This window comes from uncultured Ralstonia sp., from assembly GCA_913056305.1.
Lineage (GTDB): Bacteria > Pseudomonadota > Gammaproteobacteria > Burkholderiales > Burkholderiaceae > Ralstonia.
This window is the reverse complement of record CAJXMR010000051.1, coordinates 1-18,616: the sequence shown is the minus strand read 5'-3', so window position 1 is coordinate 18,616 and position 18,616 is coordinate 1. Positions and strand designations below refer to the sequence as shown.

General features: G+C 66.6%; 18 protein-coding genes and 1 pseudogene. 9 read left to right on the top strand and 10 right to left on the bottom strand.

Features of this window, described 5'->3' with window-relative positions; translation table 11 throughout:
- Positions 1-26: 26 nt before the first annotated feature.
- Together QZ609_RS10955 and QZ609_RS10950 are read right to left on the bottom strand one after the other, a co-directional pair.
- Complete coding sequence (locus tag QZ609_RS10955; RefSeq protein WP_295494196.1) at positions 27-1,265, bottom strand: hypothetical protein; 1,239 nt, start codon at positions 1,263-1,265, stop codon at positions 27-29.
- Positions 1,266-1,375: 110 nt separating this feature from the next.
- Positions 1,376-3,691 carry an ATP-binding protein gene (locus tag QZ609_RS10950; RefSeq protein WP_295494194.1) on the bottom strand — a complete coding sequence of 772 codons (2,316 nt, stop codon included), beginning with the start codon at positions 3,689-3,691 and terminating at the stop codon, positions 1,376-1,378.
- Between the two features lie 506 nt (positions 3,692-4,197).
- On the opposite strand from QZ609_RS10950, the gene QZ609_RS10945 reads away from it, so the two are divergent.
- The 5 genes from QZ609_RS10945 to hemP all read left to right on the top strand — a co-directional run bounded on the left by QZ609_RS10945 (position 4,198) and on the right by hemP (position 8,650).
- Complete coding sequence (locus tag QZ609_RS10945; protein ID WP_295494192.1) at positions 4,198-4,857, top strand: energy transducer TonB; 660 nt, start codon at positions 4,198-4,200, stop codon at positions 4,855-4,857.
- Between the two features lie 30 nt (positions 4,858-4,887).
- On the top strand, positions 4,888-5,619 hold the full coding sequence (locus tag QZ609_RS10940; protein ID WP_295494191.1) for a MotA/TolQ/ExbB proton channel family protein: 732 nt from the start codon (positions 4,888-4,890) through the stop codon (positions 5,617-5,619).
- 9 nt (positions 5,620-5,628) lie between these two features.
- Entirely contained in the window at positions 5,629-6,042 is a 414-nt protein-coding gene (locus tag QZ609_RS10935) for a biopolymer transporter ExbD (RefSeq protein WP_295494190.1), read from the top strand.
- 170 nt (positions 6,043-6,212) lie between these two features.
- Positions 6,213-8,210, top strand: coding sequence for a BCCT family transporter (locus QZ609_RS10930; RefSeq protein ID WP_295494218.1), 1,998 nt, complete (start codon positions 6,213-6,215; stop codon positions 8,208-8,210).
- A gap of 161 nt (positions 8,211-8,371) precedes the next feature.
- A complete protein-coding gene (gene hemP / locus QZ609_RS10925; RefSeq protein ID WP_295494188.1) occupies positions 8,372-8,650 on the top strand; it encodes a hemin uptake protein HemP in 279 nt (92 codons plus the stop codon).
- A 190-nt stretch (positions 8,651-8,840) separates the two neighbouring features.
- On the opposite strand, the gene QZ609_RS10920 is transcribed toward hemP, so the two are convergent.
- The 3 genes from QZ609_RS10920 to QZ609_RS10910 all read right to left on the bottom strand — a co-directional run bounded on the left by QZ609_RS10920 (position 8,841) and on the right by QZ609_RS10910 (position 10,617).
- Positions 8,841-9,254, bottom strand: a complete 414-nt coding sequence (locus QZ609_RS10920) for a heme-binding protein (protein WP_295494186.1) — start codon at positions 9,252-9,254, stop codon at positions 8,841-8,843.
- Positions 9,255-9,659: 405 nt separating this feature from the next.
- Positions 9,660-9,977 (bottom strand): hypothetical protein, encoded by a 318-nt coding sequence (locus tag QZ609_RS10915; RefSeq protein ID WP_295494184.1) that lies wholly within the window; start codon positions 9,975-9,977, stop codon positions 9,660-9,662.
- A gap of 148 nt (positions 9,978-10,125) precedes the next feature.
- The gene (locus tag QZ609_RS10910) at positions 10,126-10,617 is read right to left on the bottom strand and encodes a phasin family protein (protein ID WP_295494183.1); all 492 of its coding nucleotides are present in this window, start codon (positions 10,615-10,617) and stop codon (positions 10,126-10,128) included.
- A 365-nt stretch (positions 10,618-10,982) separates the two neighbouring features.
- On the opposite strand from QZ609_RS10910, the gene QZ609_RS10905 reads away from it, so the two are divergent.
- The 4 genes from QZ609_RS10905 (at position 10,983) to QZ609_RS10890 (ending at position 13,712) form a co-directional block, all read left to right on the top strand.
- On the top strand, positions 10,983-11,435 hold the full coding sequence (locus QZ609_RS10905) for a PRC-barrel domain-containing protein (protein WP_295494182.1): 453 nt from the start codon (positions 10,983-10,985) through the stop codon (positions 11,433-11,435).
- 119 nt (positions 11,436-11,554) lie between these two features.
- Entirely contained in the window at positions 11,555-11,755 is a 201-nt protein-coding gene (locus QZ609_RS10900) for a glycine zipper 2TM domain-containing protein (RefSeq protein WP_295494181.1), read from the top strand.
- A gap of 156 nt (positions 11,756-11,911) precedes the next feature.
- Complete coding sequence (gene nodI / locus QZ609_RS10895) at positions 11,912-12,877, top strand: nodulation factor ABC transporter ATP-binding protein NodI (protein WP_295494180.1); 966 nt, start codon at positions 11,912-11,914, stop codon at positions 12,875-12,877.
- Positions 12,878-12,890: 13 nt separating this feature from the next.
- A complete protein-coding gene (locus QZ609_RS10890) occupies positions 12,891-13,712 on the top strand; it encodes an ABC transporter permease (protein WP_295494178.1) in 822 nt (273 codons plus the stop codon).
- Between the two features lie 72 nt (positions 13,713-13,784).
- On the opposite strand, the gene purF is transcribed toward QZ609_RS10890, so the two are convergent.
- The 5 genes and pseudogenes from purF to QZ609_RS10865 all read right to left on the bottom strand — a co-directional run.
- Positions 13,785-15,314, bottom strand: coding sequence for an amidophosphoribosyltransferase (purF, locus tag QZ609_RS10885; protein ID WP_295494217.1), 1,530 nt, complete (start codon positions 15,312-15,314; stop codon positions 13,785-13,787).
- A 97-nt stretch (positions 15,315-15,411) separates the two neighbouring features.
- The gene (locus QZ609_RS10880) at positions 15,412-15,909 is read right to left on the bottom strand and encodes a CvpA family protein (RefSeq protein WP_295494176.1); all 498 of its coding nucleotides are present in this window, start codon (positions 15,907-15,909) and stop codon (positions 15,412-15,414) included.
- A 75-nt stretch (positions 15,910-15,984) separates the two neighbouring features.
- The gene (locus QZ609_RS10875) at positions 15,985-16,863 is read right to left on the bottom strand and encodes an SPOR domain-containing protein (RefSeq protein WP_295494175.1); all 879 of its coding nucleotides are present in this window, start codon (positions 16,861-16,863) and stop codon (positions 15,985-15,987) included.
- 90 nt (positions 16,864-16,953) lie between these two features.
- The gene (folC, locus tag QZ609_RS10870) at positions 16,954-18,252 is read right to left on the bottom strand and encodes a bifunctional tetrahydrofolate synthase/dihydrofolate synthase (RefSeq protein ID WP_295494173.1); all 1,299 of its coding nucleotides are present in this window, start codon (positions 18,250-18,252) and stop codon (positions 16,954-16,956) included.
- Positions 18,253-18,347: 95 nt separating this feature from the next.
- A pseudogene (locus tag QZ609_RS10865) lies at positions 18,348-18,616 on the bottom strand (acetyl-CoA carboxylase carboxyl transferase subunit beta); the annotation flags it as partial.

The following is an 18,616-nucleotide window of genomic DNA, read 5'->3' as shown; positions in this document are numbered from 1 at the left end:
GTCCGCCAGTATGGTTTTGCGTTCGGTCAACCGCGCGCGAATGCGCGCGAGACCTGCCGGAAGGTCAGCAGCGCCCGGCACAGCTGCACGCCCAGCCACGCCTGCGACAACGCAAACAACCCGCCCGCCGGCACGGCCAGCGCGCCCGGCTGCAAGGGCAACGCCAGCAACATCGCCAATGCCAGTAGCAGCAGGCGGGCCTGCCAGCGCTGCTGCCGCTCGCCGATCAGGGTCTGCATGGCCGGCAGCCGCACGTGCCGCGGCACACGCCGGCGCAAATGCATCCAGACCATGAACGGGATGATCTTGCCCAGCATCGCGTTGACCGGCAGCACACCCCCGCCCACCAGCGCCAGCACGCCCATCCACCAAGGCACCGGCCATTCCGTGGGCACCCAGCGTGCGGCCAGTCCCAGCACGGCAACCGCCAGCCACGCACTGGTAGCGGCCAGCCACAGCGGCCAGGCAGGATCGTGGCGGCGCCGGGCGCCACCGACCGCCAGCACGCCCGCCGCTGCCAACACACCCAGCGCTAGCCATCCCCAGGTCTGCCAGACCGGCGCACCGCCCGACCAGCCGATCACGCTGCCCAGCAGCAGCGGCGCCCACAGCCACCCTGGCATCAGCCGCTGCCACTGCGCAGGCCACCGACGCGTCTGCCAGAACATCGGCAGCACCGTCGAGGCCACGCCGGCCGCCAGCGTCGCCAGCCAGCCGCCCAGCCCCCAGCCGACGTGCAGATCGAGCAAGGTGGCCGAGGGCGCGAACATCCCCAGACCGAGCACCGTGGCCAGCACGGCGCCGCTCGCCAGCGTGAGCAACAACGCCCAGCCGATCCGGCGCAATGTGCGTGTGGTGGCATGCGTCTTGGCGACACGCCGGCCCCCCAGTACCAGCAACGCTGCGGGGATTGCCAGCAGCGGCGCGCCAAACCACGCCGCCAGCGCAAAGGCCGACCGCCCCGCCCCAAGAAAGCCCGCCCCCAGCGCAACCGCCGTTGCCACACACGTCGCGGCCACGCACGGCGACACCCAGCGCGCACCCGGCACCGGCACGCCCGCCACCACGGGAAACAACTGGAAGAGCGCGCCCAGCATCACAGGCAACAACGTGCCGACGGTGAGCGCATGCACGAGCGCCAGCGTGAGCGGCGCAAAGCGATCCGGCAGTCCGGCAGCCGGGCCCAGTGCCAGCAGCAAACCCGCTGCCGCGCCCACCCACGGAACGGGCAGCAGACAGCCGAACACCACGCCAGGCGCGGGCATGCGTTCGTAAAAAAGAGGAGGAAGAGCGGCTTGCGTCATGGCGGGTCAGTGCATCCAGCCACCCACGCTAGCCGAAGCGGGGCTACCCCCGCTTGATGTGGATTAAGCCCCTAGCGCGGCGCAAAGCCAATCGAACGCCGCTCGCGCAGCTCCGGCTTGATCGCATGCTCGTGCCGCAACTGCGACAGGAACGCCTCCGGATCGAGCGACTCGCCCAGCAGCACAGCCTGCTGCTTGACCACCGCAAAGTCGCCCGGCGTGAGCATGTCGAGCGCGGCCAGTGCGTCGCGCAACGCCTCGGTCAGCGCACTGGCATCACCACCCAGCGCCTCGGTGATGAACATGCGCTCGCGCTGCTCGCGCACCAGCGGCTTGAAGCGGATCTTGAAGGCAAAGCGCCGCAGCGCCGCCTCGTCGATGCGGTCGAACAGGTTGGTGGTGCAGATGAAGATGCCGTCAAAGCGCTCCATGCCCTGCAGCATCTCGTTGACCTCCGACACCTCGTAATTGCGCACCGCGCCCTGGCGGCTCTGCATGAAGCTATCGGCCTCGTCGAGCAGGAGCAGCGCGCGCTCCTCCTCTGCCCGCGCAAACATCGCGGCGATCTGCTGCTCGGTCTCGCCGACGTACTTGCTCATCAGGTCGGACGCGCGGCGGATCATCAGCGGCATGTCGAGCTGGCTGGCGATGTGCTCGGCCAGCACGGTCTTGCCGGTGCCCGGCGGCCCATAGAAGCACAGCGTGCCGCGCTTGCGCGCCCGCAGCGCCTCGATCACGCGCTCCACCGGGAAGCGCGTGTCCAGGTTCAGGTAGTCGAGCCGGTATTCGGTGACGACGCGGTGCGCCTGCACCTCCTGCCGCAGCCCCATGGCCTGGTCGGCATGGTCGAGCTGGCGCACGATCAGGGACTCAGCGGATTCCTCCATCGCCGGCTGCGTCAGGCGCGCAAAGCGCGCGGCGGAGTCAATCTGCGCGGGCGTGAGCGTCTTGCGCGCGGCCAGCTTGGCCATGAACGTGTCGGACACCTCCAGCCCTTCCAGGTGCTTGCGGATGATGCTTTCGCGCACCGTCGGCGGCGGCACCTTCAACTCCAGGTGGAACTGGAAGCGGCGCAGATACGCCGGGTCGATCTGGCGGATCGAGTTCGACACCCAGATCACCGGCACCGGGTTCTGCTCCAGCGTCTGGTTGACCCACGCCTTGCCATTGACGGAGCCGCGCGGCTCCTCGTGGCCGAACAGGCTCATCAGCTCGCGCGTGGGGCCCGGGAAGACGTCCTCCACCTCGTCGAACAGCAGCACCGCGCGTGGGCGGCCGCGCAGGAAGGCCTGCGACACCTGCAGCGAGCGATAGCGATCCTTGCCCGACAGGCTGTTGCCGTCCTTGTCGAGGCAATCGACTTCGTACAGCTCGCAGCCCGAGTCGCGCGCCAGCACTCGGGCCAGCTCGGTCTTGCCGGTGCCGGGCGCGCCGTACAGCAGGATGTTGACGCCGTGCGCGCGTTGGTGCGTGGCGCTTTCCAGCAGCGCGGTCAGGTAGCGCGCATCGGTCTCGACGTGCGGGTAGTCGGATTGCGAGAGCGTGGTCGGCGGCGCGGGGCGGGTGAAGACGGCCATCATCTCCGCTTCGCTGGCGTAGTCGCCCAGCAGCACGTGCAGCAGGCGGTCGGAGATGCGCATCAGGTCACCCAGGTCGGTGACGCTGTTCTCGGGCAGCGGCGGCTCGATCAGGCCAAGCGTCTCCAACCGCGAACCGGGTCGCAGCGAGGCGGCCACCTCCGCCGTGCTCGCACCAGCCAAACCCGCCAGCAACTGGAACGCTTCCTGGCTGTGGGCGACCTTGCAGTCGACCATCACCGCGCGCAGGTCGCGCTTGTACTTGACCAGCGAGGCGAACAGCAGCAGTGCCCGCTCGTGGGCGGGGAGGCCCAGCACGCGCGCCAGCATGTCGATGTTGCCGACCAGCAGCACGCGCTCGCTCGATAGCCGCTCGCCCAGCGCGTCGCACGAGGCGCCGAACACGGTGAACATGTCCTTGGCGTGGTGCTTGACGTACTCGTCGAGGTAGTAGAACAGCGAACTTTCGTCAAAGGCGCTGCTCCACTGGCCGTGGCGGTCCATGAAGGTGGGCAGGTCGAGCCGGCCGACGCTGCGCCAGCCGGGCATGTCGGCGCAGCGCGCGGCCAGGAACCGCTGCAGGCGTTGGATGACGGTCACCGGCCAGATCAGCTCGGGCGCGCAGACGGTCAGGATGTCGTTGATATTGGTGCGCAGGTTGAAGCGCAGGCCCATCGCGCACACGGTGCGCAGCGCGAATTGCGCGCACATGGAATCGAGCGACGACAGCAGCGCTTGCGGCTGCTTGCCGCCGGTGGGGACGAACGTGCCATCGTCGGCGTCGTCCAGGCTGAGGTTGGCTTCATCCATGGTCGCCCCCTTTCCCCGTTTCACGGTTGGCCGGCCGGTCACCGTGGTTGAATTTCTCTTCATCCTAGCGCGTTTGTGCCAACAAAGTAGCCCCGGTCGATCCCTGCCTCCGCAAGTTGCAGGCCAGCACCGTCGGTTTGGAGAAGACGCCTTGGCAAGGGTCTTGCTGGCATCGTCCATCCGGCTACGGTGCCCACCCTTCGAACGGCGCGGTCATAATTCGCAAATGGGAATCATTATCGTTTATACTTGCGCAATCGGCTGATGTGCTGAACCGCGGGCGCGCCCAGTTGTCGCAACAGTGTTGCACGGCGCTGGCCTACAATGGCTTGTCTCGCGGACAGCACGCTCGGCCACCACTCGACCCTGCGCCATGGAACTGCTCCTGAGTCTGCTCATCAGCATCGGTGTTTCGCTGGTTGTCTTCGGCAAGCGCTGAGCGCTCTTGCGACACCTATCCTGACGCCACCGATTCCGCTTTCGCCGCCTTTGATCCACCGCCGTTGATGATTCACCCTCGTACCCTCAAAGTCCTCGTCGTGGTGCTGCTGCTGCATGCGGGCATGCTGATGCTGATCCAGCTCGGCCTGATCCCGTCGCCGCTGAGCAAGGACTCGCCGCCTGAACTGCAGGTGAACATCATCCCGGCCACGCCGCCGCAGCCGGTGCGCGCGCCCGAGCCGCCCAAGCCGGAGCAGGCCAAGCCCGCGCCGCCCAAGCAGGTGAATATCGTCAAGCCGGTGGCCCAGCCCAAGCCGGCCCTCACGCCCGCGCCCAACCTGCCGCCGTCGGATAACGCACCCGTGGTGCCGGCCGCCCCGCCCGCGCCCCCGGCCCCGCCGGTCGAGGCAGCACCGGCACCGGCGCCCGCACAGTCAGGCCCGATCAGCGTCGGCATCAATGACATCCAGTGCAACAACCCGCCGCTCAACTATCCGAGCATGTCGCAGAAGATGGGCGAGGAAGGCCGCACGCTGGTGAAGATCACCATCGGCGCGGACGGTGAGGTGACCAACACGGCGGTCGTCACTTCCAGCGGCTCCGCGCGCCTGGACCGTGCCGCGCTCGATTCGGCGCGCAGCCTCCGCTGCAGCCCCTACAAGCAGAACGGCCGTGCCATGACGGTGGTGGCCAACAAGCCGTTCGTGTTCAAGCTCGATAACTAACTTCGTCTCTCGCTCAAGCAGGAAACCATCATGCAGGAACTCGGCCTTTCCCACCTCTGGACGCAGGGCGACATCGTCACCCGCAGCACCGCGATTCTGCTGCTGATCATGTCGCTGGCATCGTGGATCGTCATCCTCACCAAGGCGTGGGACATCATCCGCCTGAAAGCCATGGCACAAGGCGCGGAAAAGCGCTTCTGGCACTCCGACGATTTCGATCACGCCATGCAGACCCTGGGCTCGCCCAAGGACAATCCGTTCTACACGCTGGCGCAGACCGGCCGCGAAGCCGCGCAGCACCATCGCGCGAGCCAGCCGCAGCTGCACGACGTGATGGACATCTCCGACTGGATCACGCGCTCGCTCAAGAGCGCCATCGATGAATCGGTCGGCCAGATGCAATCGGGCCTGGCGGTGCTGGCCTCGGTGGGCTCGACCGCGCCGTTCGTCGGCCTGTTCGGCACGGTGTGGGGCATCTATCACGCACTGCTCGGCATTGGCGCGGTGGGCGTGCCGACCATCGACAAGGTGGCCGGCCCGGTGGGTGAAGCGCTCATCATGACGGCCTTCGGCCTGGCCGTGGCCATTCCGGCCGTGCTCGGCTACAACGCGCTCACGCGGGGCAACAAGGCCATCATCGCCAAGCTCAACCGCTTCGCGCACGATCTGCACGCCTACTTCATCACCGGCGCACGCCTGCGCCCGGGTTCCGTCCGCGCGGAAGACGCCAGCGTGCGCCTGGCCTCGGTCAAGCAACCGTAAGGAACAGCCATGGCCTTCGGCAGCTTTGACAACGACGATGAGGTGATGAGCGAGATCAACATGACGCCGCTGGTGGACGTCATGCTGGTGCTGCTGATCATCTTCATCATCACCATCCCGGTGATCAACCACGCGGTGAAGATCGACCTGCCGCGCGCGACCAACAAACCCGACGACGCCAAGCCGCAAAGCGTCAACGTCGAGATCGACGCGCAGGGCAAGGTGTTCTGGAACAACCAGCCGGTCGACCAGGCCACGCTGGAAGCCGACATCGTCCAGGCCGCGCAGCAACAACCGCAGCCGGAGATGCACCTGCGCGCAGACCGCAGCGTCCGCTACGAGCGCGTCGCCCAGGTGATGGCCGCCATCCAGCGCGGCGGCCTGGCGCGCATCGGCTTCGTGACGGAGCCGCTGCGCGACTGACGCGGCGCCCCCTCCAGCGTCATCGGAACCCCCGCCCTCGTGCGGGGGTTCGTCATTTTTGGCGCGCGAAAAATGCACGCGGGCCAGCGCTACCTATACTTTCGCTCACCCCGTTTCCAGAAGGATTGCAAAGCGTGCCCAGCTCCCCTTCCCGCGCCGATACCGCCCCCATCGCGGCGCCACGCACGACCCTCGTGCCGCAGGTCGTATTGCCATCGCTTGCTGTGCTAGCCCTGCTATTGATCGTCTGCACCACGCGCCCCGAACTCGCCGACCGCGCCTTCGGCATGGCGCAACGGTGGGTCACCAGCCATTTCGATTGGTTCTACATGCTGGCTGTCACCGGCTTCCTGGTCTTCCTGATCGGCATCGCGGCCAGCCGCTTCGGCGACATCCGTCTCGGGCCGGACGAGGCCACGCCGGAGTTCAGCTTCGTCTCCTGGACGGCCATGCTGTTCGCCGCCGGCATGGGCATCGGCCTGATGTACTTCGGCGTGGGCGAACCGATGCAGCACTACCTGCAGCCGCCGACCGCGAGCCCGCAGACCGCCCAGGCCGCGCGCGAGGCGATGCTCACCACCTTCTTCCACTGGGGCCTGCATGCGTGGGCCATCTACGGCGTGATGGGCCTGGCGCTGGCCTACTTCGCCTTCCGCTACAACCTGCCGCTGACCATGCGCTCGGGTCTGTATCCGCTGCTGCGCGAGCGCATCAACGGCGCGCTGGGCCACGGCGTGGATGCCTTCGCGCTGATCGGCACGGTGGCCGGCATCGCCACCACGCTCGGCTATGGCGTGCTGCAACTCGCGGCCGGCCTGCACCGCGTGGGCGGGTGGCAGACCGATTCGAATACGTTCCGCGTGGGGCTGATCTGCGCGGTGGTGCTGCTGGCCGGCGTGTCCGCCGCCTCAGGCCTTGGCAGGGGCGTACGGCGCCTGTCGGAACTGAACCTGACGCTGGCCTTCGTGCTGCTCGCCTTCGTGGTCATCGCCGGGCCGACCGTGTTCCTGCTCAACGCGTTCAGCGAGAACCTCGGCAACTACCTGTCGAGCCTGGCGAGCCTGTCGTTCCGCACCTTCGCCTATGCGCCGCCGAACGACGCCAGCTGGTTCGGCGGCTGGACCATTCAATACTGGGCGTGGTGGGTGTCGTGGTCGCCATTCGTGGGGATGTTCATCGCGCGCATCTCGCGCGGGCGCACCGTGCGGCAATTCGTGATCGGCGTGCTGATCGTGCCGACACTGTTCAACCTGCTGTGGATGACGGCCTTCGGCAACAGCGCGATCTGGCTCGATGCGCACCAGGCCATGGGCGGCATGGCGCAGACGGCCACCCATGTCGACGCACTGCTGTTCCGCTTCTTCGATTATTTCCCGGGCACCACGGCGCTGTCGTGGCTGGCCATCGTGCTGATCGCGGTGTTCTTCGTCACCTCGGCCGATTCGGGCGCGTTCGTGATCGACACCATCGCCTCGCGCGGCGCGGCGGGCTCGCCGGTGTGGCAGCGGCTGCTGTGGGCGGCCGTGCTCGGCGCCACCGCGGCCATCCTGATGCTGGCCGGCGGCCTCAAGGCGCTGCAGGCGATGACGCTGGTGGCCGCCCTGCCCGTCGCGATCATCATGCTGCTGCTGTGCTATGGCCTATGGCGCGGCATGGCAGCGGACCGCGCGCACTACGCACGCAAGCTGGCCCCGGCGACCTCGTTCTGGAGTGGCCAGCACTGGCGCAAGCGCCTGGCGCAGATGGTCCATCAATCGACCGAGGCCGATGTGCGTAGCTTCATCGCCGAGCACGTGCTGCCCGCCATGCGCGACGTCGCCGTCGAACTGACTACGCGCGGCGTGCAAGCGCTGGTGCGCGAAGACAATGACGGCAGCGTGCGTCTGATCGTGCCCGATGGCGCGCACCGCGATTTCGTCTACGGCGTACGCCCGGTGCGCAAATCGCTGCCCGTTGTCACCCCGCGCGAAGCCGCCGAGCCGCAGGCCCAGCGCGCCCACGTCTACGAACCCATCACCTTCTTCGAAGACGGCCGCGAAGGCTACGACGTGGAGTACCTGCGCGGCGAAGAAGTCATCGCCGACATCCTGCGCCACTACGAGCGCTACCGCACCCAGAACGCCGACCTGCGCACGCGCCTGCTGCGCGAGGCGCCAGGGCACACCTGAGCATGACGTCACCGGGCCCCGTGCCCGGTTTTTTGTCGGCGCAACACCGCGTCAGCACTTTGTCAGCACCACCCTTGTAATGATAACGATTCGCATTTACACTGCTGACTATTCGCTGGAACCCTGCCAGCCCCTTTCTTTCCGCCAGCCAGGACATCGCCATGCAGACTGCTGAACTCCAGGACACCGGTCGCACCATCACCCGCCGACGCCATGTCATCGTGGCACGCAAGCGCCCCGCCGGCATCGAGCACGCGGCCAATGCCACGCCGATGGCTGCCCCCGCGCCCGAACCAGCCAGCACCGCCGTCGTGGGCGACATCCGGGTCATGACCTCCGAGCAGCTGTTCGCCGGGCAGAACGCCGTGGACATCCACCACAACGGCGCCGTCTACACACTGCGCGTGACGCGCTTCGGCAAGCTGATCCTGACCAAGTAACCTGTACCGACTTTTTGTGGGGACGTCTCTCTCAGGAGACATTCGGCAGTAGCCAGCCATCGTCATTTCGCGTTGGCAGACACCCAGACCCCGTCTGCCCGACGACCGCCAGCCAAGCCGCTTCTTTCCTCCTCTCCACGCAACAAAAAAGGGCGCATCTCGGCGCCCTTTCTTCCTTGGTGCGGAAACCTCAGCAGATCACGTGCACGGCGGCAATGCCCGCCTTGGCGATCTGCACATCTTCCGCCGACTTCACGCCCGACACACCCACCGCACCGGCGCACACGCCCTCCACCAGGATGGGCACGCCGCCCTCCAGCATGCCGTGCAGCATCGGCGCCGACAGGAACGAGGTGCGGCCGTTGTTGATGATGTCTTCGTAGACCTTCGATTCGCGGCGGCCCAGCGCGGCGGTGCGCGCCTTCTCCGGCGCAATGTACGCCGAGATGGTGGCGCAGCCGTCCATGCGGCGCAGGCCCAGCGGATGGCCACCGTCATCGACCACGGCGATCGTCACGGCCCACTGGTGCGTGCGCGCTTCCTTCTCGGCGGCATCCAGGATCTTGGTGACGTCTTCCTGGGTCAGGCAGGGCTTGGTTTTCATGACTTTCTCCTTGGTCGTTTGATGCAATCGGCAGATGCCTCTGAGCAGGGCCGGCCAACGCTGTCCCTGTGCGGCAGCGGTAAAAGTATGCCACCGCAAGGCGATCTCTACGTCACCATCCGGCAGCCTAGCGCGGGCGCGACGATGAATTCTTTCGATACTTCCATGCAGCGTACTCAACGGTCGATGCGGATGCATCGACTCGAAGGGTGGCCGCGACGTTGCAACGCACCTTAGCACGCGCATGTAGTCACCAGATACGCGAACAAAAAGCCCGGAAATAGTCCGGGCCTGATGTTGCATCGCCGCGCGCAGTCAGATCACGCCTTGTGCCGCGCGCCGCTGTCGCCCCAAAGAAAAAGGCCCCCGAAGGAGCCTTTCTCTTTTGACCAAGCCGCCTGCGGCTTAGCGCCAGCGTCGCCAGCGATAGCCATCGTAATAACGGGAGCGCGGGCCCCAGCGGTACCAGCCCGGGCCGACCACCACGGGCGGCGGGCCGTAGTACATCGGCGCTGGCGCGTAGTACACGGGCGGCGGCGGCTCGTAATACACCGGCGGCGGCGGCGGGTAGTACACCGGAGCCGGTGCCACGTAGACGGGCGCGATCGGTACGCCGATGCCGATGCCGACGCTCACGTGCGCCGACGCGACCTGCGGCGTAGCCAGCACGGCCAGCGCGACTGCACCTGCCATCAACAGTCCATTGCGTCGATCCATCTTCATCACCCTGCGACTTGATTGGCCGGGTGCGGATCAGCTAGCACCCGGCATCGATTGCGGTCTCTCTATTGTATGCAGGGCCGAAATCACAGGTGCTACAGCGGCGGCAATATCGTAACAGGACGTAACGACGCATCGCGCGTGGGGCGGATCAGGTTGTGCCCGCTCCCTTGCCGATCACTTCTTCCGCAATCACTTCTTCCGCAACTTCCGCCGCAGCCACTTCCCAACCGACCGCCGCCTTCATCAGGCTGAGCACCGCCTCCGATCCCGGCGGCGCGCTGTCGACAAAGTTTTCCGTGACGGCACCCCATTGGCGGCGGACTTCATCGCCGTGGCGCTGCAGCGCTTGCGCGATGCCCGTCTGCGTCTGCACGCCGATCTCGACGAGGTTGCGCGTGTAGCCGGAGACACGCTCGGCCGCAGGTTGCAGGTACTGCACCTGCGCCGACAGCCACGCGCCAGCGTCCTGTGCATCGGCGGCGGCGTGCAGGCATTGTTCCGTCTCCCCAAACCCGGCCTTGAGCGCCTGCAGGTTAAGCCCGATCACCCGGTTGACGCCGCCGACCGCCTCTTCCGTCACCGCCAGCCAAGCTTCCAGTTGCGTGCGATGCAGGATGCCGAGTTGTTCCAGAGTCATCATGTCTGTCTCTCCATGTCGTCACTGCCATATCGGGGATGGGCTAGCCGCCCTCACCGGTTCAACGCGGCCTGCGCGCTCACACGCGCCGGGCGATGAAGCGCGGACGTTTCAGTGTAGCTCCAGCCATGATGCATTTGCGTGACATCCGCCGTTTGTCCGACCTCAAGGTCGGTCGACTTCTCTCGGCCGCGCGCGTGGCGGGCGAGCGCCCGAAGCGTCAAAAAGCGTCGCAGCCACTTCAGTTTGGCCCTCCCGCCCATAGACTCAGAACGTGCAAGTGACGTTGGTCGACCCCATCGGACAACGACACAACGCTTGCATCTTCATGCGCAACACGCGCATTTCTTTATTTTTGGGAGTACATGATGAAACGCCTTACCGCCGCCCTGTTCGCCACCGCCGTCCTGGCTGCCCCGCAAGCCTTTGCTGAGAATCAAGTGGCAGGCCACACTGAACTGGGTGTCTCGGTGACCGAGCTGGATGCCGTCATCAAGGGTGTCAGCGCCAAGAAGCAAGTGCTGGGCAAGCCGGTCTTCAATGATGCCAACGTCAAGGTTGGCAACGTCGATGACCTGATCATTGCACCGGACCGCGCCGTGTCGTTCGCCATCGTCGGCGCGGGTGGTTTCGTTGGCCTGGGCCGCCACGACGTGGCCATCCCGGTCAACCAGTTCAAGTACGACAACGGCAAGATCACGCTGCCGGGCGCCACGCAGGAAGCCATCAAGGCCCTGCCGGAGTTCCAGTACGAGAAGACCAAGACCGCGACCAAGCCCGTGAAGGCCGCCAAGGCGGACAAGTTCACGCAGGGCGAGTAACCCCCTGAATGTGCAGTCGGCATGTCGGAATCGGCTGACAGGCTTTTCAGGCATCGCCGCCTGCACTCCGCACCCCACACTGCCTTGAATGGAAGTATGCGAACAACGAGGAGTGTGTGATGCGTGTCTTCGTATCCCTTGTTCTGGCGGCCGCACTCGCATCCGTCAGCGGATGCGCCGGCATGACGGCCAAGCAGCGCAATACCGCGATTGGCGCGGCCGCCGGTGGTGTAGCCGGGGCAGCCATCTGGGGCGGTCCGGGCGCGACGCTGGGTGGCGCTGCACTGGGTGGCGTGGTCGGTAACGTGTTGACCAAGTAACCTGCAGCCTTCCCTTGCGGTTGTGCTTTGCAAGGACAGGGCCGGGCCGCACAGCCGGGCCCTTTTTGTTGGCTGATGGCGATTTCCCAACGCAATTCCACGTCATACGCCGCCGCCGTTGCAGGGGCATAATCAGCCTTTTGCAACGGAGGCCACGTGCGATACGAGCAACCGCCCGGCATGTCGATCGGCAGCGCGCCGATCCTGAGCGTCGAAGGCTTGCGCAAGCGCTACGGCGAGCAGACCGTGGTTGACGACCTGAGCTTTTCGGTACGGCGCGGCCAGTGCTTCGGCCTGCTCGGCCCCAACGGCGCCGGCAAGACCACCACGCTGCGCATGCTGCTCGGCATGACGATGCCCGACGCCGGCAAGCTGCAGCTGTGCGGCGAGACCATTCCCGAGCACGCGCATCGCGCGCGCCTGCGCGTGGGCGTGGTGCCGCAGTTCGACAACCTCGATCCTGACTTCACCGTCGCGGAAAACCTGCGCATCTTCGGCCGCTACTTCGGCCTCTCCGCTGCGGCGATCCGCGAGCGCATGCCGAGCTTGCTGGAGTTCGCGCGCCTGGAGCAGAAAGCCGACGCACCGGTGCGTGCGCTGTCCGGTGGCATGAAGCGCCGGTTGACGGTTGCGCGCGCGCTCATCAACGACCCCGACATCCTCGTCATGGACGAGCCCACCACGGGCCTGGATCCGCAGGCGCGCCACCTGATCTGGGAGCGCCTGCGCTCGCTGCTCGCGGCCGGCAAGACCATCCTGCTGACCACGCACTTCATGGAAGAAGCCGAACGCCTGTGCGACGAGCTGTGCGTGATCGACAACGGCCGCAAGATCGCGCAAGGCAAGCCGCATGAATTGATCGCACGCGAGATCGGCTGCGATGTGGTGGAGGTCTACGGCGACGATCTCACCGCCCTGCGCGCCCTGCTCACGCCGTTGGCCGACCGGGTCGAGAGCAGTGGCGAAACCCTGTTCTGCTACGCGCGCGATCCGCAGCCGCTGGTGGCCGCGCTGCGCGCCCAGACCGAATCGCACACCATGCCCGGCCTGCGCTACCTGCACCGCCCCGCCAATCTCGAAGACGTGTTCCTGCGCCTGACTGGCCGTGAGATGCGCGACTAGAACGGAGACGACCATGCAAACCGAAGCGACCCTCGCCGCCCTGCCGCAGCAGGCGTATCCGCAATCGCTGCTGCCGCTCAACTTCACCAACTGGCAGACCATCTGGCTGCGCAACTTCATGGTGTGGCGCAAGCTCGCCATTCCATCGCTGGCGGGCAACCTGGCCGATCCGATGATCTATCTGTTCGGCCTGGGCTTCGGCCTGGGCCTGCTGGTCGGCCACGTGGACGGCGTGTCGTACATCGCCTTCCTGGCAGCCGGCACGGTCGCCTCCAGCACGATGATGTCGGCCAGCTTCGAGGCGATGTACTCCGCGTTCTCGCGCATGCACGTGCAGCGCACGTGGGAGGCCATCCTGTACGCCCCGCTCACGCTCGGTGACGTGGTGCTCGGCGAGCTGCTGTGGGCGGCCAGCAAGTCAGTGCTGTCGGGCCTGGCGATCATGCTGGTGGCGGGCGCCCTTGGCTATGCGTCGATGCCGCAAGCGCTGCTCGCGCTGCCGGTGATCATGCTGACGGGTTTCGCCTTCGCCTGCCTGGCGATGAACATGACGGCGCTCGCGCCCAACTACGACTTCTTCATGTTCTACCAGACGCTGGTGATCACGCCGATGATGCTGCTCTCCGGCGTGTTCTTCCCGCTGTCGCAGCTGCCGGCACCGATCCGCGCCTTCACGAATCTGCTGCCGCTGCCGCACGCGGTCGAGCTGATCCGCCCGCTCATGCTCGGCCGCACGCCCGACAACATCCTGCTGCACCTCGGCGTGCTGGTGCTGTATGCCGTGGTCGCGCTGTGGCTGTGCCTGTGGCTGCTGCGCCGGCGCATGCTCAAGTAAGCCGCCGGCAACGCCCAAACAAAAAGCCCGTCACGAAGACGGGCTTTTTGTTTGGCGGCAACGCCGGAACGCTCACTCGTTCACGGCCGGCTGCAGGTGCAGTCGCGTGCGCGGATCATCGTTCTGCGCTTCGCGATCCGCATTGGCAGCCGGGTTGTTGCGCGCGGCTTCCAGGCGATCAAGGTAAGCCTCGTCGATATCGCCGGTCACGTAGTGGCCGTCGAAGCACGACGCGTCGAACTCCTTGAGTGCCGGGTTGACGTCGCGCACGGCGCGCTTCATGTCTTCCACGTCCTGGTAGACGAGCTGATCCGCACCGATGATCTTGGCGATCTCGTCATGCGTACGGCCGTGGGCGACCAGTTCGCCGCGTGTCGGCATGTCGATGCCGTACACGTTCGGGTACTTCACCGGCGGCGCAGCCGAGGCGAAGATCACCTTCTTCGCGCCCGCATCACGCGCCATCTGCACGATCTCCGACGAGGTCGTGCCGCGCACGATGGAGTCGTCGACGATCAGCACGTTCTTGCCCTTGAACTCGATCGCCATGGCGTTGAGCTTCTGGCGCACCGACTTCTTGCGCACCGCCTGGCCCGGCATGATGAAGGTGCGGCCCACGTAGCGGTTCTTGAAGAAGCCCTCGCGGTACGGCACGCCCAGGCTGTTGGCGACCTGCATGGCGGCCGGGCGCGACGAATCCGGAATCGGCATGACCACGTCGATGGGGTCGGTCACCTCGCGCTTGATCTTCTCGGCCAGGTAGTCGCCCATGCGCAGGCGCGCGTCGTACACCGACACGCCGTCCATGCGCGAGTCCGGACGCGCCAGGTAGACGTATTCGAAAATGCACGGTGTCAGCACCGGGTGTTCGGCGCACTGCTTGGTGTGCAGCTTGCCGTCCACGTCGATGAAGATGGCCTCGCCGGGCGCCACGTCACGCTCGAACTTAAAGCCGATGCCTTCCAGCGCCACCGATTCCGAGGCGACCATGTACTCGGGGCCGTTCGGCGTTTCCTGGCGGCCCAGCGCCAGCGGGCGGATGCCGAACGGATCGCGCACAGCCAGCAGGCCGTAGCCGGAGATCTCAGCGACGATGGCATACGAGCCGCGCACGCGGCGATGCATGCCGGCCACGGCCTTGAAGATGGAATCCCGATCGAGCGGGATGTCGTTGCTGGCGCGTTGCAGCTCGTCGGCCAGCACGTTGAGCAGCACTTCGGAATCAGACTTCGTATTGATGTGGCGGCGGTCGCGCCGGAACATCTCTTCGCGCAGCTGATCGGAGTTGGTCAGGTTGCCGTTATGCGCCAGCACGATGCCGAACGGCGCGTTGACGTAGAACGGCTGGGCCTCTTCCTCGCTGGAGGTGCCGGCGGTCGGATAGCGCACCTGGCCGATGCCGGAATTGCCCGGCAGACCACGCATGTTGCGCGTGCGGAACACGTCGCGCACCATGCCGTTGGCCTTGTGCATATAGAAGGTACTGCCTGCCGCGGTGGCAATGCCGGCCGCGTCCTGACCCCGGTGCTGCAGCAGCAGCAAGCTGTCGTAGATCAGCTGATTGACGGGCGTGGCCGAAACCACCCCAACGATACCGCACATGTCGATCTCCAGCGAGAGCGTATTGGTGGCGCCCACACCCGTTGCGGGCACCTGAAAAGCTTCCCAGATCGTCTAGCTTGTGGCCAGACGCCCCGAATCAATAGTGAACATACTTCGCCACCTCTGGCGGCAGCAGCGGCTTGGCGGCACGCGCCGCCCCCTCCGCATACGGCCGGCTGATGGCATCGCGCCAGAACGGCTGTTCCGGCACGCTGGTAAAGCCCGCCACCGTCATCACCACGAGGATGATCACGCCGCCGCGGGCCAGCCCGAACACCATGCCGAGGCCCCGATCGGCCGGCTTGAGCCCCGCGCTCGCCAGCGCCGCCGCGAGCAACGCCCCCACCAGCGACGTCGCAATCACCGTCACGATAAACAGTAGGACGAAACCGAGAACCGTGCGCGCGACCGGCCCGCCTGGCAGCGATTCGGGCATCCAGCCCGCCGCCATGCCCGAGAACGTGTACGCCACCCACGCCGCAAACAGCCACCCCAACAGCGCCAGCACCTCGCGGATCAACCCGCGAAACAGCCCCACCAGCGCGGACGTCACGACGATGGACAGCACGCCGTAGTCAAAGAAAGTCGGTTGCATCACGCAGCGGCTTGGGTGGATTGGGGGCGGCGCAGCGGGTCAGGGTTTCTGGCGAGTGCGCGTCGGGCCGCATGCTTATTGCTGGACGAGCTTGGGCGTCAGGCCGATCTGCTCGGCGCGCTTCTGCGCGGCTTCCGCAGCCGCACGGTCGTTGAACGGGCCGGCGCGCAGCAGGGCCAGATCGCCCTTCTCGGGCACCTTCTTGTGTTCGATATAGCCGGGGACCTTCTCTGCCTTGAGCTTGCTCAGCCAGTTGCGCGCGCGGTCTTCCGAGGCGAAGGCGCCGATCAGCAGGACGAACTTGCCGTCCTTGGCATCGGCGGCGGCCGGCGTGGCGGCGGCGGTCTGGGCTGCCGGCGCGGGCTTGGCGGCCGGTTTGGCGTCAGCGGGCGGGGTCAGGCTGGCGACGGTCTTGGGCGCAGGCTTGGCGGCGGGGGCAGCGGAGACCGCCGTCGCTGCAGGCGCGCTCGGCGCAGAAGCTGCGGCTTGGCCACCGCCATCGGCCACCACCTCTTCGCCCTGATCGAGTGCCTGCGCTTGATCTGCAGGACCGGCCGCACGCGGCGCGGAACGGCGGCTGGCCACCTTGGGCTCGTCGCCGGACACCTTGGCACCGCGGTCGATCGGCTGATCCTGGATCTGCACGGCGACCGCATCCGTCACCGGGCGCGGCTTGGCATCGAACACCAGCGGCAGCACCACCACGGCAGCGCCAACCAGCACCACCGCGCCGATCAGGCGGCGGCGTGCGCGTTGCTTCTGGGGGAGCTCGGGGTCGAGACCGTCGTCGTCATCGTCGTCACGACGCGCGGCGCGGCTGCGGGACGTCGACGACGCGCGCGACGAGGTGCGCGATTCATGCACCGCGTCGCGGGCCACATCGGCTGCGCTGCCTGCAGGGCCGCGCGCGCCTTCAGCGTTCTTGCGGGAGGAAAAAATGGAAAGCAGTCCCATGAATTGCGCTCGGTTTGGCTCTCTGACGATGCATGCGAGGGCAGTGCCGACGCCCGGGTTGTCCTACGGCCTGGCGCTGCCCGATTCTGGCTAGTGTGCGCGACGCTTGCGCTCCGCCAGTACGCCGGCAACGGTGTAGAACGATCCGAAGACGACGATTCTATCATCCTCGGTCGCCCGCTCCATGGCGTTGCGATAGGCTGTGGCGGGATCGCTGAACGTCGTGACGCTCGATTCCTTGCCCGGATGGAAGCCGGCGTCCGTCAGCGCCTGTTCCAGGCGCTCGGCGCTCGCGGCGCGCGGCGTCGGCAGGTCAGTCAGGCACCAGTGGTCGACCTTGTCGAGCATGTGGCCGAGCACGCCGGCGATGTCCTTGTCCTGCATGGCGCCGAACACCGCGTAGGTGTAGCGGAAGAAGCCCATGTTCTCGAGGTTCTGGCCGAGCGCGGCCGCCGCATGCGGATTGTGCGCCACATCCAGGATCACCGCCGGACGGCCCGGCATGACCTGGAAGCGGCCCGGCAGCGCCACCTGCGACAATCCCAGGCGCACGTCCTGCGCCGATACCGGCAGCCGATCGCGCACCGAGTCCAGCGCCGCCAGCGCCGCTGACGCGTTCAGCAGCTGGTTGGCCCCGCGCAGCGCCGGATAGCCGAGGCTCGGCCAGCGCCGCCCTCGCCCGCTCCAGCCCCACTGCTGCTTGTCACCCTGGAAGTTGAAGTCGCGGCCGATCAGCCACAGGTCCGCGCCGACGGCCTCGGCCTGCTTGACCAGCGAGATCGGCGGCATCGGGTCGGAGCAGATTGCCGGCTTGCCCGCGCGGAAGATGCCGGCCTTTTCGAAGCCGATCGCCTCGCGTGTATCGCCCAGGTAGGACATGTGGTCCAAATCGACGCTGGTGATGACGGCGCAATCCGTGTCGATGATGTTGACCGCATCCAGCCGGCCGCCCAGCCCCACCTCCAGGACCACCGCATCGAGGCCAGCGTTGGCGAACAGATGCATGATCGCCAGCGTGGTGAATTCGAAGTACGTCAGGCTGACCGGCTCGGGAAAGCTGCAGCGCGCGCGCTCGACCGCCTCGAAGTGCGGCAGCAGCATCGCGTCGGTGGCGATCTCGCCGTTGACGCGGGCGCGCTCGTTGAAGTCGATCAGGTGCGGCGAGGTATGGCAGCCGACCTTGTAGCCGGCGGCCAGCAGGATCGACTCCAGCATCGCGCAGGTCGAGCCCTTGCCGTTGGTGCCACCAACGGTAAAGACGATGGACTTGAACTCCAAGCCCAGCGCATCGCGCACGCGGCTGATGCGGGCGAGGCCCATGTCGATGCCGACCGGGTGCGCGGTTTCCAGGTGGGCCAGCCAGTCAGGCAGATTGTCGAAAGTAGGCATGCGAACTGTGTGTGGCGCGGCTTTGGGGAAACCTGCCGCGCAAAAACAAGAAGCGCGGACTCTCGCCCGCGCTTCGGTTCAACAGGTGTGGCGCATCAGGCCAGTGCGTCGGCCGGTTGCTTCTGCAGCAGCGCGAGCAGCTCGGCGATCTCACGGCGCATGTTGCGGCGGTCGACGATCATGTCGATGGCGCCCTTCTGCAGCAGGAATTCGGCACGCTGGAAACCTTCCGGCAGCTTCTCGCGCACGGTTTGCTCGATCACGCGCGGGCCGGCAAAGCCGATCAGCGCGCGGGGCTCGGCGATCACGACGTCGCCCATGAAGGCGAAGCTGGCGGACACGCCGCCCATGGTCGGATCGGTCA

What these genes read in the sequence shown, in the direction of transcription:
- QZ609_RS10940 (WP_295494191.1), top strand. Translation starts at nt 4,888, where the DNA reads ATGCAGGAACTCGGCCTTTCCCACCTCTGGACGCAGGGCGACATCGTC.
- QZ609_RS10910 (WP_295494183.1), bottom strand. Translation starts at nt 10,617, where the DNA reads ATGATGACTCTGGAACAACTCGGCATCCTGCATCGCACGCAACTGGAA.
- QZ609_RS10890 (WP_295494178.1), top strand. Translation starts at nt 12,891, where the DNA reads ATGCAAACCGAAGCGACCCTCGCCGCCCTGCCGCAGCAGGCGTATCCG.
- QZ609_RS10880 (WP_295494176.1), bottom strand. Translation starts at nt 15,909, where the DNA reads ATGCAACCGACTTTCTTTGACTACGGCGTGCTGTCCATCGTCGTGACG.
- folC (WP_295494173.1), bottom strand. Translation starts at nt 18,252, where the DNA reads ATGCCTACTTTCGACAATCTGCCTGACTGGCTGGCCCACCTGGAAACC.
- QZ609_RS10945 (WP_295494192.1), top strand. Translation starts at nt 4,198, where the DNA reads ATGATTCACCCTCGTACCCTCAAAGTCCTCGTCGTGGTGCTGCTGCTG.
- QZ609_RS10915 (WP_295494184.1), bottom strand. Translation starts at nt 9,977, where the DNA reads ATGAAGATGGATCGACGCAATGGACTGTTGATGGCAGGTGCAGTCGCG.
- QZ609_RS10920 (WP_295494186.1), bottom strand. Translation starts at nt 9,254, where the DNA reads ATGAAAACCAAGCCCTGCCTGACCCAGGAAGACGTCACCAAGATCCTG.
- QZ609_RS10950 (WP_295494194.1), bottom strand. Translation starts at nt 3,691, where the DNA reads ATGGATGAAGCCAACCTCAGCCTGGACGACGCCGACGATGGCACGTTC.
- purF (WP_295494217.1), bottom strand. Translation starts at nt 15,314, where the DNA reads ATGTGCGGTATCGTTGGGGTGGTTTCGGCCACGCCCGTCAATCAGCTG.
- QZ609_RS10875 (WP_295494175.1), bottom strand. Translation starts at nt 16,863, where the DNA reads ATGGGACTGCTTTCCATTTTTTCCTCCCGCAAGAACGCTGAAGGCGCG.
- QZ609_RS10955 (WP_295494196.1), bottom strand. Translation starts at nt 1,265, where the DNA reads ATGCCCGCGCCTGGCGTGGTGTTCGGCTGTCTGCTGCCCGTTCCGTGG.
- QZ609_RS10935 (WP_295494190.1), top strand. Translation starts at nt 5,629, where the DNA reads ATGGCCTTCGGCAGCTTTGACAACGACGATGAGGTGATGAGCGAGATC.
- QZ609_RS10905 (WP_295494182.1), top strand. Translation starts at nt 10,983, where the DNA reads ATGAAACGCCTTACCGCCGCCCTGTTCGCCACCGCCGTCCTGGCTGCC.
- QZ609_RS10900 (WP_295494181.1), top strand. Translation starts at nt 11,555, where the DNA reads ATGCGTGTCTTCGTATCCCTTGTTCTGGCGGCCGCACTCGCATCCGTC.
- hemP (WP_295494188.1), top strand. Translation starts at nt 8,372, where the DNA reads ATGCAGACTGCTGAACTCCAGGACACCGGTCGCACCATCACCCGCCGA.